At 73.0% G+C, this 13,002-nt stretch carries 14 protein-coding genes; 6 read left to right on the top strand and 8 right to left on the bottom strand.

The window, feature by feature from the left end; genetic code table 11:
- Positions 1-4: 4 nt before the first annotated feature.
- The 3 genes from OTB20_RS05950 to OTB20_RS05940 form a co-directional block, all read right to left on the bottom strand.
- Positions 5-889, bottom strand: a complete 885-nt coding sequence (locus OTB20_RS05950) for an EI24 domain-containing protein (protein ID WP_267815530.1) — start codon at positions 887-889, stop codon at positions 5-7.
- A 116-nt stretch (positions 890-1,005) separates the two neighbouring features.
- Entirely contained in the window at positions 1,006-1,428 is a 423-nt protein-coding gene (locus tag OTB20_RS05945; protein WP_267754816.1) for an organic hydroperoxide resistance protein, read from the bottom strand.
- A gap of 67 nt (positions 1,429-1,495) precedes the next feature.
- A complete protein-coding gene (locus OTB20_RS05940) occupies positions 1,496-2,518 on the bottom strand; it encodes an NADP-dependent oxidoreductase (RefSeq protein WP_267754815.1) in 1,023 nt (340 codons plus the stop codon).
- Between the two features lie 104 nt (positions 2,519-2,622).
- On the opposite strand from OTB20_RS05940, the gene OTB20_RS05935 reads away from it, so the two are divergent.
- On the top strand, positions 2,623-3,045 hold the full coding sequence (locus OTB20_RS05935) for a MarR family winged helix-turn-helix transcriptional regulator (RefSeq protein ID WP_267754813.1): 423 nt from the start codon (positions 2,623-2,625) through the stop codon (positions 3,043-3,045).
- A gap of 9 nt (positions 3,046-3,054) precedes the next feature.
- On the opposite strand, the gene OTB20_RS05930 is transcribed toward OTB20_RS05935, so the two are convergent.
- A complete protein-coding gene (locus OTB20_RS05930) occupies positions 3,055-3,822 on the bottom strand; it encodes an SCO2400 family protein (protein ID WP_267815529.1) in 768 nt (255 codons plus the stop codon).
- A gap of 79 nt (positions 3,823-3,901) precedes the next feature.
- Between OTB20_RS05930 and OTB20_RS05925 the strand changes: the two genes are divergently transcribed.
- Positions 3,902-4,537: a hypothetical protein gene (locus tag OTB20_RS05925; RefSeq protein WP_267815528.1), complete on the top strand. Its 636-nt coding sequence runs from the start codon at positions 3,902-3,904 to the stop codon at positions 4,535-4,537.
- A gap of 81 nt (positions 4,538-4,618) precedes the next feature.
- Here the strand turns inward: OTB20_RS05925 and OTB20_RS05920 are convergent, their stop codons facing one another.
- The gene (locus tag OTB20_RS05920; protein ID WP_267815527.1) at positions 4,619-5,371 is read right to left on the bottom strand and encodes an esterase/lipase family protein; all 753 of its coding nucleotides are present in this window, start codon (positions 5,369-5,371) and stop codon (positions 4,619-4,621) included.
- A 242-nt stretch (positions 5,372-5,613) separates the two neighbouring features.
- Here OTB20_RS05920 and OTB20_RS05915 point away from each other — a divergent pair, with 242 nt between their 5' ends.
- The 3 genes from OTB20_RS05915 to OTB20_RS05905 all read left to right on the top strand — a co-directional run bounded on the left by OTB20_RS05915 (position 5,614) and on the right by OTB20_RS05905 (position 10,042).
- Positions 5,614-6,651: a rod shape-determining protein gene (locus OTB20_RS05915; protein ID WP_267754802.1), complete on the top strand. Its 1,038-nt coding sequence runs from the start codon at positions 5,614-5,616 to the stop codon at positions 6,649-6,651.
- The gene (locus OTB20_RS05910; protein WP_267815526.1) at positions 6,648-8,243 is read left to right on the top strand and encodes a GAF domain-containing protein; all 1,596 of its coding nucleotides are present in this window, start codon (positions 6,648-6,650) and stop codon (positions 8,241-8,243) included. The genes OTB20_RS05915 and OTB20_RS05910 overlap by 4 nt, the downstream gene beginning before the upstream one ends.
- Positions 8,244-8,689: 446 nt before the next feature.
- Entirely contained in the window at positions 8,690-10,042 is a 1,353-nt protein-coding gene (locus tag OTB20_RS05905) for a carboxyl transferase domain-containing protein (protein ID WP_267815525.1), read from the top strand.
- Positions 10,043-10,080: 38 nt separating this feature from the next.
- On the opposite strand, the gene OTB20_RS05900 is transcribed toward OTB20_RS05905, so the two are convergent.
- Complete coding sequence (locus OTB20_RS05900; RefSeq protein WP_267815523.1) at positions 10,081-10,260, bottom strand: hypothetical protein; 180 nt, start codon at positions 10,258-10,260, stop codon at positions 10,081-10,083.
- Between the two features lie 30 nt (positions 10,261-10,290).
- Complete coding sequence (locus OTB20_RS05895; protein ID WP_267815522.1) at positions 10,291-11,124, bottom strand: helix-turn-helix domain-containing protein; 834 nt, start codon at positions 11,122-11,124, stop codon at positions 10,291-10,293.
- A 49-nt stretch (positions 11,125-11,173) separates the two neighbouring features.
- Here OTB20_RS05895 and OTB20_RS05890 point away from each other — a divergent pair, with 49 nt between their 5' ends.
- Positions 11,174-11,596 carry a cupin domain-containing protein gene (locus tag OTB20_RS05890; RefSeq protein ID WP_267815521.1) on the top strand — a complete coding sequence of 141 codons (423 nt, stop codon included), beginning with the start codon at positions 11,174-11,176 and terminating at the stop codon, positions 11,594-11,596.
- Positions 11,597-11,642: 46 nt separating this feature from the next.
- On the opposite strand, the gene OTB20_RS05885 is transcribed toward OTB20_RS05890, so the two are convergent.
- A complete protein-coding gene (locus tag OTB20_RS05885; RefSeq protein ID WP_267815520.1) occupies positions 11,643-12,914 on the bottom strand; it encodes an MFS transporter in 1,272 nt (423 codons plus the stop codon).
- Positions 12,915-13,002: the final 88 nt, after the last annotated feature.

Raw genomic sequence — 13,002 nt, 5'->3', positions numbered from 1 at the left:
CCTCCTAGTACGTGGGCGGTGGGCCGAAACTGCCGGCCGGGGCCTTGCCCGAGCTCCCGGCGCCGCCTTCGCCCCGGCCGCCATGTCCGGGCCGGCCGGTCCTCGGCTCCCCCGGCTCCTGCCCCGGTTCCCGCCCCTGCTCCTGCTCCGTGTCCTCGCCCACCAGGTCCCGGACCATGAGCGTCGCCCCGGCCACCGCGCCCGGCATCAGGAACACGGCGACGAACGGCACCAGGAAGGCCAGCACGAGCGGTACCCCGAAGCCGAGGGCCAGCATCCGCCGGCCTCGCAGCAGCGCGAGCTGCTCGGTGAGCTGCACCCGGCGGCGCATCAGGGCGACGGAGGTGAGCTCCTGGGCGATGAAGAAGCCGGAGACGCAGAAGCCGACGACCGGGACCACGGTCTGCCCGATGACCGGGACGAAGCCGAGCCCGAAGAGCAGGATCCCGAAGAGCAGGACCCGGCCGAGGATCCGCAGGCTGTCCCGGGCGGAGATCCACAGCTCCTGCGGGAGCGTGAGCCCCGACTCCGGGACTTCGCCGCCCTCGGTGCGGTCGACCTGCTCCGAGAGGGACTCGTAGAAGGGCTGGCCCACGAGCAGCGTCACGGCGGTGAAGGTGATCACCGCGAGGAAGAGTCCGAGGCAGAAGACCAGGGCGGTCAGGAAGCCCCGGAAGAGCCCGAGCCACGGGGAGGACCAGCCGTCGGCGAAGGGGGTCGCCCAGGCGGTCAGGTCGTCGGCGCCGAAGCCGAGGCCGATGAGCGCGCCGGCGTACAGCACCAGGGAGACGAGCCCGGGCAGCAGCCCGAACCCCAGCCACCGTCCGTGCCGCAGTACCCATCGCTGTCCGGCCAGCAGATAGCCGAATCCCCCCGCAAGATCACGCATGGTTCCAGTTTAGGCGGGGCTCCCGGGCCCGGGACGCCGGGCATGACGAAGGCCGCACCCCGGTGCCGGGGTGCGGCCTTCGACGGACCGGACGAACCAGTCGAGCGGGGTCCGGATCAGACCGCGAGCTCGACGGTGATGTTGCCGCGGGTCGCCTTGGAGTACGGGCAGACCTGGTGGGCCTTCTCGATGAGGTCCTTGGCGGTGGCGACGTCCACGTTCGGGATGGAGGCCGAGATCTTGACGATGATGCCGAAGCCGTCGTCGTTCTTGCCGATGCCGACCTCGGCGGTGACGATGGAGCCGGAGATGTCGGCGTTCTCGTTGCGGGCGACGACACCGAGCGCACCCTGGAAGCAGGCGCTGTAGCCGGCGGCGAACAGCTGCTCGGGGTTGGTGCCCTCGCCGCTGCCACCGAGCTCCTTCGGCGGGTTCACGACGACGTCGAGGCGACCGTCGTTGGTGGCGACGCGACCGTCACGGCCGTTCTCGGCGGTGGCAACAGCGGTGTACGCGACGTCGGACTGCTGGATGGACATGTAAGGAAATCCTCCTGGTAAATCGCCGGGACTCGCGCCCACGCGCCCCGGCGGTGTAGCAGTGAGCCTAACCGGTGAAAGAAACGATCATCTTTCCGGTGTTCTCGCCGCGGAGCATTCCGAGGAAGGCGTCGGTGGCGTTCTCCACTCCCCGCACGACCGTCTCGTCGGCGACGAGCTGCCCGGAGCGCAGCCAGCCGGCCACGTCCTGGACGAACTGCGGCTGGAGTCCCGCGTGGTCGCCGACCAGCACGCCCTGCAGGCGCAGCCGCTTGCCGATGACGAGGGCCAGGTTGCGCGGGCCGGGCACGGGCTCGGTGGCGTTGTACTGGGCGATCGCCCCGCACAGGGTGGCCCGGCCGTGGACGTTCAGGGAGGAGATGGCCGCCTCGAGGTGGTCCCCGCCGACGTTGTCGAAGTAGACGTCGATGCCCTCGGGCGCGGCCTCCTTCAGCTGCTGGCCGACGGGGCCGTTCTTGTAGTTGAAGGCGGTGTCGAAACCGTACTTCTCCGTGAGGAGAGTCACCTTCTCGTCGGAGCCGGCGGAGCCGATCACCCGGGAGGCGCCCTTGATCTTCGCGAACTGGCCGACGAGGCTGCCGACCGCGCCGGCGGCGCCGGAGACGAAGACGGAGTCGCCCTCCTTGAAGGAGGCGACCTCGAAGAGCCCGGCGTAGGCGGTCAGGCCCGGCATGCCGAGGACGCCGAGGTAGGCGGAGAGGGGGGCGAGCGAGGCGTCCACCGGGGTGGCGTGCTTGGCGTCCAGCTCCGCGTACTCGCGCCAGCCCAGGCCGTGCAGCACGTGGTCGCCGACCGCGAAGCGCTCGTCGGCCGAGGCCACGACCTCGCCGACCGCACCGCCGTCCATGGGCTTGTCGAGCTGGAAGGGCGGGATGTAGGACTTCACGTCGTTCATCCGGCCGCGCATGTAGGGGTCCACGGACATGTGGAGGTTGCGCACCAGAATCCGGCCGGCGGCGGGCTCGGCGTTCACGGGGACCTCGCGCAGGGCGAAGTCCTCGGCGACGGGCCAGCCCTGCGGGCGGCGGACGAGGTGCCACTCACGGCTGACGGCGGGGATCTTGGACATGCGTCACTCCTGGATGGGTGGGAGAAGTGCAAAATGCTTCAGGACGTGAAACAACCATGCGCCTGGATATTTCATGTTGTCAAGTAAATGGGTACCCTGGATCCATGCCCAGTCGTCGCGCAGATCCTCTGACCCTCGAAGTCGTCGAGCTCATCGGCGACGTCGTGGCCCGCTACCACCAGGAGTACGAGCACGCGGCCTCCAGCCACCAGCTCACCGGCGCCCAGGCCCGGGTACTGAACCTGCTCTCCCTGGAGCCGATGCCGATGCGCAAGATCGCGCTGAAGCTCCGGTGCGAGCCCTCGAACGTCACCGGCATCGTGGACCGGCTGGAGACCCGTGGGCTGGTCGAGCGCCGCCCCGACCCGGCCGACCGCCGGGTGAAGCTGGCCGCGCCCACCGAGGACGGCCTGCAGACCGCCGAGCGGCTGCGCGAGTCGCTGGACTTCGCCCGGGAACCGCTGGCCGGTCTCTCCACGGCCGAGCGCGCGGTCCTACGGGACCTGCTCAGGCGGATGCTGGGCTGAGCTCCCCGCTCACCAGCACAGCCAGTCCCACAACGAGCATTCCGGGGTGGGCTCCGGGCTCGGGGTCGGGGCCGGCTTGGGTGTCGGATTCGGCTTGGGCCCCTTCGAGGTCGGGGTCCCGCCGGGAGTCGCGGCGCCTCGGGACGTCGGCGCGACCGGAGGCACGGGCAAGGGAAGCACGCCACCCCCCACCCCGGCGGCGCTCCGCGACGGCCCTGCCGCTCCGGAGCTCGGGGCCGACGGCCCGGCGGCGGAGGCCCCGGCCCCCCCGGCGGCGGAGCCGGCCCCACCCTGCTTCGTACCCCCGGCCGAGGCCTTCGCGGAGCGGGCGGCCGGCCCCTTCGCCGAAGCCTTCCCCGACGGCGCGGCCGGAGCCCCCGTCAGGCCGGGAAGCGGATCCGGCTCCCTGGGACCCGCGTCGTCGGTCAGCTCTACCGTCGCCGCCCGGTCGGCGCGTTCCCCGTCGGTCGCCAGCCGGGCCAGGCCCAGGGAGGCTCCGGCGGCGAGCAGCAGCCCGAGCCCGGCCGTGAGCGCGGTCCGGCGGCGGCGCCGGTGCACGGCGCGGCGGCGGCCGGCGGCGCGGCCCTGCCCCCGGTCCCCGGACAGCACGACGAGGGAGTCGGCGTACACGTCGGCGAGCACGGTCGGATCGCTCCCGAAGGCAGCGGCGGCGGGCGCGGCGGGCGCGGCGGATATCAGGTACTCGGCCGGGGTGCCGCATCCGGCGCACGCCAGCGCGCCGTTGAGGTACCTGCGGCAGGCGATGCAGTAGTCCATGGCGACCCGCAGGCTACGCGCTCGCGTGCAACGGCCGGATACCGGGATCGTGAGGATCTTGTGTGGAAGGGTGGAGTCCATGACAAGGACCCCGGGCACACCGCCGCTCACCCCGGGCCCTCTCGGCCCGGCCGGCTTCCAACTGGTGCTGCTGCGCCGGATGGCGGACTTCCAGCCGGGGCTCGCCGAGGAGGCCCGTCGGCAGCTCGGCGCCACCCTCGCGGAGCAGCGGGAGGCCAACAAGCGCTGGCAGGCCATGGTCAGATCCCCCGCGCGCTCCCGGGGCGCCCTGGCCCGCTACCGCTCGGTGCTCGGCCCGCCGGAGGCCGTCTCCTCCCGCGCGATCGGCGATCTGAGCTGCGAGGCCCTGCTGTGGCCCGTGCCGCTCTGGCCCGGCCTGCGTTTCGAGGTGCTCGCCGCGCCGGACGGGTCCGTCTGGAACGAGTGGCTGGTCCGGGCCCCGGGCGCGCCCGGTCCCTTACTGGAGTCGCCGCAGGATCTGCGGCCCTGGTCGGCGACGGTCGACGAGGTGGCGCGGGCCTTCGCCCCGGTCCGGCCGATGGAGGGCACCGCGCCGACGCGGTGGCGGCTGGCGTTCACCGCGTCGGGGCGGGCCTGCGTCGCGGAGTTCACGTACGGCCTGCTCCAGGAGGTCACCGTCTCCGCAGAGGCGGACCCGGGCGCGCCTTTGGGAGCCCGACCCGATCAGGCCTGATCGGGGCCGGACCGGGCTGACCCCGGTCGGCCCCGGCCGGACCGGGCCGTATCGGGCCGGACCCAGCCGGGTGAGGCCTGATCAGGACCGCAGGAAGGCCCGTACGCCCGCCGAGGTGGGGTCGTCCCCGAGCAGGTCGTTGTGCTTGAGGCAGCCGACGGGGGTGTTGGCGGCCCCGGCGAGCGGGACGCTGTCGTCGGGGTTGATGACCTCGTCGCAGTTGGACCAGAAGGTGGCGTACCGCACCGTGCCGGGGGTCTCGTCGCCGGAGTTCAGGTTCTTCACCACGTAGGAGCCGGGGGTCATGTCTCGGCAGCCCTGGTCCCACAGGGCGCAGGCCCAGGCGGTGGAGGTGCCGTGGTTGGGGCCGGCGAGGGAGACCCAGCGGTCGACGTAGGCGCCGCCGCCGCCGAACTTCACGTACCAGCGGCTGACGAGCGAGCCGAAGGAGTGGGCCACGAGGTCCACGCGGGCGGCGCCGGTCTGCCGGCGGACCTCGTCCACGTAGCCGGCGAGCCGTCCGGCGAGGACCTCGTTGACCGACTGGTGGGTGTCGTAGCCGAAGGAGAAGAGCTCGGAGTCGGCGTATCCGTCGGCGCGCAGGTCCTCGCGCAGGGAGCCCCAGACGCCGGGGTCGGCGTTGTAGCCGTGTACGAAGACCACCGGATTGCGCGCGGCGGCCTGGCCGGAGGCCTGGGCCTGGACCGGACCGGAGGTCACGCCGGAAGGCGCGCCGGAAGGCGGGCCCGAGGCCTGGGCCGGGAGTGCGGGCGCCACGAGCAGGGCCAGGCAGAGCGTCAGCATCGCGAGCATTCGCTGGCGGACCGTCAGCATCGAGTCCCCTTTACCTTGTTACGCACGAGTAGCAGGATCGGTGCGGGCATGGTCGCGCCTGGCGTCGCAGAATTCCACCCCCGTGCAGCACTCACTGGCACCCCTCGTGACCCTCCCGTATCCCACGGGACCCCCCACCCGGAGCATCAAATCGGGCAATATGGTCAATTCACCCGAGAAGATATGGAGTGTGGCCGGCATCCGCCGGTCTTCTTGCGTCAGCGCTCTCGGGAGGATCTGCCGTGACCGTCAGTCTTGAGCAGTTGCGCCGCTGCCACGTGGCCGTCGACCTCGGAGCGGCCAGGACCCGCGTGTACGTCAAAGGCCTCGGCCTGGTCGTGGACGAGCCCAGCGTCGCCGCCGTGAACACGCGGACCGGCGCACTCATCGCCGTCGGCACCTTCGCCGAGCGGATGACCGGCCGCACGCCCGACTACATCCGGGTCGTACGCCCCGTCTCCGGCGGCACCGTCGTGGACATCGAGATGGCCCAGCGCATGCTGCGCCACCTCCTCGGCGAAAAGCTGCGGCGCGCCCTGCGCCGCAAGCCCCGGCTGCGGGCCGCCGCCTGCACCCCGCACGACGCCGACCCGCTCGCCCAGCGCGCGGCGGTGGAGACGATGGTCGGACTCGGCGCCCGGCGCGTCGAACTCGTCGACACCCTGATCGCGGCGGCCGTCGGCTGCGGACTGCCCGTGGAACAGCCGACCGCGACGATGATCATGGTGTGCGGGGCCGCCGCCACCCAGGTCGCCGTCCTCTCCCTCGGCTCGATCGTCACCGCCCAGCGGATCCCGGTAGGCGGTGAGGCCATCGACCACGCCATCGTCCAGCACCTGCGCCACGCCCACGAGCTGATGCTGCCCAGCCAGGCCGTCCGCCCGCTCCAACTGGCCCTGCACGGCAACGGCATCACCGCCGAAGGCCCGGCCTCCACCCTCATCCACGGCCGCGACGTGGCCACCGGACTCGCCCGCTCCGTCCACGTGGACACCGCGGCCGTCCGGGACGCCATCCACACCCCGTTGACCGCCGTACTCGACGGCATCGGCAAGGTGCTGCGCGACTGCCCGCCGGACCTGGTGGCCGACCTGACCGACCGAGGGATCATGATGGTGGGCGGCAGCGCCCTGCTGCCGGGCCTGGACCAGATGCTCCGCGACGCCACCGGAATGCCCGTGGCCATCGCGGAACGACCCGACGTCTGCGCGGTACTGGGCCTCGGCATGATGCTCGAAGGGAAGATCGCCCCCATGGTTCTGAACCCCCTGGCCGAATGACCCACGACGAGTCCTCCCCGGTATCCCCCGGGGACCGGGAAGGCATCGCCGCCCGCCAGGTCGCGAGCCTGCCCGTCCTCCTGGAGGCAGTCCTCAACGTCGGTTCCGACCTCGAACTGCGGAGCACCCTCCAGCACATCGTGGACTCGGCGACCGAGCTGTGCACGGCGCGGTACGGAGCGCTCGGGGTCGTCGACCCCGAGCGCGTCCGGCTGACCGGGCTGTTCACCTGCGGCATGACCGAGGCCGAGAAGGCCGCGATCGGCCGGATGCCGGACGGGCATTCCGGCCTGTTCGGCGCCCTCATCACCGACCCGCGCCCGCTCGTGCTGGAGGACCTGACACAGGACCCCCGGGTGGTGGGCTTCCCGCCGGGACACCCCCCGATGACGGGTTTCCTCGGCGTCCCGATCCGGGTCCACACGGAGATCTTCGGGAACCTCTACCTCACCGACAAACAGGGCGGCGGCCCGTTCACGGACGACGACCTCGCACTGCTGCGCGTCCTGGCCTCGCAGGCGGGAATAGCAATCGGCAACGCCCGGCTGTACGAGACCGCGCGCCGTCGGGAGCGCTGGATCGAGGGCGCCGCCGCCGTGACCACCGCCCTGCTGGCGGGCCGGCCCGCGGCGGACGCGCTGATGTGCGTGGCCGAACGGGCCAGGCTGCTCGCCGACGCGGCTGCCGGGATCGTCCTCCAGCCGACCCCCGAAGGCGGCATGGAGATCGTGGCCGCCTCCACGCACGGGGACCCCGGAGACCTGCTGGGCACGGCCATCGCTCCGGGCTCGGCCGTCCTGGAACAACTCCTGGGCGGTGAGCCGGTCTTCATAGAGGACTCCGCGACGGACCCCCGCATGACCACGCACGTACGGGTGCGCTTCGGCCCCAGCATGATGCTGCCCCTCCAGAGCGGCGGCCAGCTGATCGGCACGCTCGCCCTGCCGCGCGTCCGCGGCGGCCCCCCGTACGACGCGGTCGACCGGCTGCTGGCCTCGCAGTTCGCCTCCCAGGCGGCGCTGGCCCTCGTCCTGGCGGACGCCCAGCACGACCGCGAGCAACTGGCCGTCTACGAGGACCGCGACCGTATCGCCCGCGACCTCCACGACCTCGTCGTCCAGCGGCTGTTCGCGACGGAGATGATGCTGGAGAGCACCCGGCGCCGCTCCTCCAAGGCACCCACCGGGGACACCATCGGCGAGGAACTGAGCCGGGCCGTGGACGAGCTCGACTCCACCATCCAGGAGGTCCGCACGGCCATCTTCGCCCTCCAGCAGCCGCCGACGGACGCCCCGACCACCTTCCGGGGCCGGGTCCTGCGGGAGACCGGCGGGGCGGCGGTCCTGCTGGGCTTCCAGCCGTCGGTCCACTTCGCGGGCACGGTGGACGCACTGCTCCCGGATCCGGTGGCGGGCGACCTGCTCGCGGCCCTGCGCGGCGCACTGGCCGCCGCGCACCGCCGCTCGGAAGTCACCTCCATCGAAGTTGAAGTCGACGCGATCCCCACCCGAGTCCGCCTCACCGTCTCCGACGACGGCCGCACGGACTCAGCCACCCGAGGCACCACCCTGACCTGGGAAGCCCCCCTGTAACCCCCGTCGGCCGGGCTGCGGATCCGCCTCAACTCCCCCAGCCCCCGCGGGGAGGCCCCAGGCGGGGCTGGGGGGATCGCCTCAAACGCCGGCGGGGCTGGATTGGGCCGGCGCCGGCCCGTACGCGCGCGCCGTGGCGAGCGGGTGTGCCGCACAAACGTGCATGGTCAGGCCCCAGTGCTGCCGCAGACGACCACACAGGTTGCTGCGGCAGTTCGAAAGCCAAGCGTGCGTGGTCCCGCGGCATACCCAGCCCCGCCAGGGGTGTATGTCCCAGCGGTGGCTGAGGGAGTTCGAGGCGCGGGGTCCGGGGCGGAGCCCGAGGGCCCTCCCAGCCCGTCCGGCGTTTGAGGACCGGGCCAGGGCCGGCCATGGGAACGGTGGAAGGGCGGGGAGGGGACACCACCCCCACGCGGAGCCCAAACGCCGGGCCTTAGGGTAGCGGCGTGACGACCCGCCCCTCGGCCCGCGCCGCCATCGCCTCCGCCACCGACCCCGGCAGCTTCGCCGAACTCCCGCCTCCGCCAGGGGACTCCGCCCCGAACGGCCCCCTGGGCTGGGCCGGCTACGACGACTCCCGCGCCCGCGCCGCGCAGCGGACCGGCGAGGACGAGTCCGTGGTCACCGGCACCGCCCTCATCGGCGGCCACCAAGCCATCCTGATCGCCTTCGAGTTCGGCTTCCTCGGCGGTTCCCTCGGCCACCGCACCGGCGACCGCCTGGAGGCGGCCTACACTCACGCCCGCACCCACCGCCTCCCCCTGGTCTCCCTCATCGCCACGGGCGGCTCCCGTATGCAGGAGGGCATGCTCGCGCTGACCCAACTGCAGCGTGTGGCACGCCAGTCCGCCCTGACCCGCGCCGCCGGCCTCCCTCAGATCGCCGTGTTGCGCGACCCCACTACGGGCGGCGGCTGGGCCACCCTGGGGGCGGGGGCCGATGTGATCCTCGCGCTGCCCGGGGCGCAGGTCGGGTTCGCCGGGTCCCGGGTACGGCCGGCGGACGCGGATCCGGCCGCCTACACCGCCGAGGCCCAGTACGCCGCCGGGCACGTGGACGCCGTCGTGCCCGCCTCGCAGCTGCCCACGACGCTGGCGGCCTGGCTCCGGGTGCTCGCCGCGCCCCGCTGCGCCGAGCCCCTCGAGCCTCCCGCCGCGCTGGCCGACGTAGCGCTGCCGCCGACGGGATGGGACGCCGTCCGGCAGGCCCGTGACCCCGGCCGGCCGCGCGCGGGGCGGTACCTGGACGCGTACTTCGAGCTGCGCCTCACCCTCTCGGGGGACCGGGCGGGCGGCACCGACCCCGGGATGCTGTGCGGATTCGGGCTCCGCGAGGGCCGGGCCGTGGCCTACGCCGCCCAGTGCGGCACCGCCACCCGCCCGGCCGGATACCGTACGGCGGCCCGTGTGATCCGGCTCGCTGACCGGCTCGGCATCCCGGTGCTCACCCTCGTGGACACTCCTGGCGCGGCCAACGACGCAGCCGCCGAGCACGCGGGCGCGGGCGCGGCCATCGCCGACGTCTTCGCGGCGCTCGCCTCGGCCGGGGTCCCCGTCACCACCCTCCTCATCGGCGAGGGCGGCTCGGGCGGCGCGCTCGCCCTGGCCGCGCCGGGCAACACCTGGGTCACCCCGGACAGCTATTTCTCGGTGATCGCCCCCGAATTGGCGGCGGCCATCCTCAAGCGTCCCCCGGAGTCGGCCCCGGCCACGGCGGACCAACTGCGCGTCCGCCCCCAGGACCTGGTCGCCCTCGGCGTCGCCCGCGGCATCGTCTCCCCCGCCAAGGACACGCCGTAGCGACCAGTGCCAGTGCCGTGACCGGGAAGGTTCGCCGGTCACGGCACTAGCGGCCCCAGCTCCGTGTCGGCAGCTCCCGCGTTCAGCTTGTACAGGGCCGACTTGTCGGAGATCGCGGCGATCGTGCCGTCCCGGTCCACCGCGAGCCCGGAGAGCCCGCCGACCGGCTTCCCGTCGATGAGGGCCTTGTCGAGGGAAAAATCCGGAGGGCCCGGCAACGCAATGGCAACGAAGCCGCCAACTTCCCTTCACACCCGCCCGGATCGGGCGAATCGCGCCGGACTGGTCCCCACGTGCCGCCCGAAGTGCCGTGTCAGGTGCGCCTGGTCGTAGAAGCCCGCCGCCAGCGCGGCCTCGGCCGGCCGCATCCCCGCCAGCAGCAGCCGCCGCGCCTTCGCGACCCGCAGACCGGTGAGGTAGGCGTGCGGAGGCAGCCCGAACGCCTTCCGGAAGCTGCGGATCAGGTGGGTGGGATGGGCGTGTCCCAGAAGCGCGGAAGCCTCCTCCAGGGTGATCCCGCCGAGGACCCGGGCGTCGAGGAGCTCGCGCAGTCGTACGGCCGTATCAGGGCCCGGAGCCCCGTACGCGACCACCTGGCGTCCCTCCAGCCACTCGCGCAGCCGCTCCTGGACGAAGGCGAGCCGCGACTGCGCCTCCAGCAGCTCGACCGCGCCGGCCGGCAACTCGGGTGCGCCGAGCGCACCGTGCAGACCGTGGACGCGGTCGCGGAGGGCGGCGTCGAGCAGCAGCGGGGCGTCGACGGCGGCCCCGGTCAGCGACTGAGGAAGCACCGCGGCGTCGAGGTACAGCACGCGTTTGCGGAAGCCCGCCTCCGTGACGGTCCGCCCGTCGTGGGTCACGCCGGGCGGCAGGAGGACCACCGTGTCCGAGGTGCCGACTCCGTGCCGTTCTCGGTCGAGCCCGAAGTCGACGCGGCCGCCGTCGAGGATCATCAGCGTCCACGTGTCGTGGACGTGGGCGGGGTAGGCGTGGTCGGTGAACCGGGCGCGGAACACCTCGGCGATGCCCGGTACCGGCGGCTGCCAGGCGGAGACCGTACTGCGCGGGCGTATCGCGGCCATGTCAGGAACGTACAAGACCGGCCGGTGCGCGCACCGGCACCCTGCCCCTATGACGACACCCAGCACGCAGGAGAACACGTACGAGAACAGCCGGACCGCGCCGGGCACCGGCACGGCGGGCGTGGTGAACATCGCGGAGAAGCTGGCCGGCTTCACCGAGCAGTGGGCCCCGCACCGGATCGCCCGGGTCAACGACTACGAGGTCAAGATCGCCAAGATCCAGGGCGAGTTCATCTGGCACACCCACGAGGACACCGACGAGCTCTTCCTCGTCGTGAGCGGCACGCTGACGATCCGGCTGCACGCCGGGGACGTCGTACTGAACCCCGGGGAGATCTACGTGGTCCCGCGCGGGGTCGAGCACTGCCCGCAGGCCGACGGGGAGACGGCGATCCTGATGTTCGAGCCCGCCGGCACCGCCAACACCGGCGGGGAGGTCAGCGACCGCACCCGGGAGCCGGTGGAGGCGTAACCCCCGGCGCCCCCGGCCCGGCCCCAGCCCCAGCCCCGACCCCGCCTCAGGCCTGCGGCGATCGCGCGTCGTACCGGGCGAACCCCCGCCACCGCGCGGCCAGCAGCACCAGTACGAGCACACAGCCGAGCCCCCCGCCCGTGATAGCGACGGCCGGGGAGGTGAGGTCGGCGGTGGCCCCGGCGAGGAAGTCCCCGAGCCGGGGCCCGCCGGCGACGACCACGATGAAGACGCCCTGCAGGCGGCCCCGCATGTCGTCCGGGGTCGCGGCCTGCAGCATGGTGGTGCGGAACACCATCGAGACGCTGTCGGCGCACCCGGCCAGGGCCAGGAAGAACAGCCCGAGCCACAGGTTGCGGGTCAGCCCGAACGCGGCGATGGCCAGCCCCCACGCGGCGACGGAGAGCAGGATCGCCACCCCGTGCCGGCGGATCCGGCCCTGCCAGCCGGAGAACAGGCTGCCGAGCAGCGCCCCGACGGCGGGGGCGGCGACGAGCAGGCCGACCGTCTTGGCGTCGCCGCCGTACCAGAGCACGGCGATGGCCGGGAACAGTGCCTTCGGCTGGGCCAGCACCATGGCGGCCATGTCGGAGAAGAAGGTCATCCGGATGTTGGGCCGGGTCCCGAGGAAGCGCAGGCCGTCGAGTACGGAGGCGCGCCCCTTCGCGCCCTCCTTCCGCTCGGGCCTCATCGACGGCAGCCGCCACATCGCGTAGAGGGCGGCGCCGAAGGTCGCGACGTCGATGAGGTACGCGGCCTGGTAGCCCCACCAGCCGACGATGATCCCGCCCAGCGCCGGGCCGGCGGTCATCCCGAAGGTGGTGGTCACGGAGTTCAGGGCGTTGGCGGCGGGCAGCTGCTCCGCGGGCAGCAGCCGCGGGATCATCGCCGACCGGGCGGGCCCGTTGAGCGCCCCGCAGACGGCCTGGAGCGCGACGACGGCGTACAGCAGCCAGACCCGGTGGTAGTCCAGGAGCGCGGCGCCGGCCAGGGCGAAGGACAGCGCGGTCATGCCGAGCGCGCTGAAGAGGCCGAGTTTGCGGCGATCGATGGTGTCGGCGACGGCCCCGCCGTAGAGCCCGAAGACGACGAGCGGGACGAGCGAGAAGAGCCCGACCAGTCCGACGGAGAAGCTGGACCCGGTGATCTCGTAGACCTGGAGCGAGATCGCCAGGGCCGTCATCGCCTGGCCCAGCCAGGAGATGATCCCGCCGAACCACAGCCGCCGGAAGTCCGGGGAGGTTCTCAGCGGGGTGAGGTCGGCCAATATGCGGCGCCGGGGGCGGGTGGGCGGTGGCGGAGCGGTCGTACGGGGCACAAAGGATGATAAGCCGCCGCCGTCCGGGGCCGGGAGCCCGGTGGAAGCCGACTCCCCTTTCCACGCACGCACACCAGTCGCCCCACCC

The organism is Streptomyces sp. H27-H1, from assembly GCF_026627445.1.
Classification (GTDB): Bacteria; Actinomycetota; Actinomycetes; order Streptomycetales; family Streptomycetaceae; genus Streptomyces.
The sequence above is the reverse complement of the archived record's forward strand: the minus strand, read 5'-3'. Positions and strand labels throughout refer to the sequence as shown.

Coding starts and splice junctions, on each gene's coding strand:
- OTB20_RS05910 (WP_267815526.1), top strand. CDS start 6,648: ATGACCCACGACGAGTCCTCCCCGGTATCCCCCGGGGACCGGGAAGGC.
- OTB20_RS05890 (WP_267815521.1), top strand. CDS start 11,174: ATGACGACACCCAGCACGCAGGAGAACACGTACGAGAACAGCCGGACC.
- OTB20_RS05950 (WP_267815530.1), bottom strand. CDS start 889: ATGCGTGATCTTGCGGGGGGATTCGGCTATCTGCTGGCCGGACAGCGA.
- OTB20_RS05925 (WP_267815528.1), top strand. CDS start 3,902: ATGACAAGGACCCCGGGCACACCGCCGCTCACCCCGGGCCCTCTCGGC.
- OTB20_RS05945 (WP_267754816.1), bottom strand. CDS start 1,428: ATGTCCATCCAGCAGTCCGACGTCGCGTACACCGCTGTTGCCACCGCC.
- OTB20_RS05920 (WP_267815527.1), bottom strand. CDS start 5,371: ATGCTGACGGTCCGCCAGCGAATGCTCGCGATGCTGACGCTCTGCCTG.
- OTB20_RS05895 (WP_267815522.1), bottom strand. CDS start 11,124: ATGGCCGCGATACGCCCGCGCAGTACGGTCTCCGCCTGGCAGCCGCCG.
- OTB20_RS05940 (WP_267754815.1), bottom strand. CDS start 2,518: ATGTCCAAGATCCCCGCCGTCAGCCGTGAGTGGCACCTCGTCCGCCGC.
- OTB20_RS05930 (WP_267815529.1), bottom strand. CDS start 3,822: ATGGACTACTGCATCGCCTGCCGCAGGTACCTCAACGGCGCGCTGGCG.
- OTB20_RS05935 (WP_267754813.1), top strand. CDS start 2,623: ATGCCCAGTCGTCGCGCAGATCCTCTGACCCTCGAAGTCGTCGAGCTC.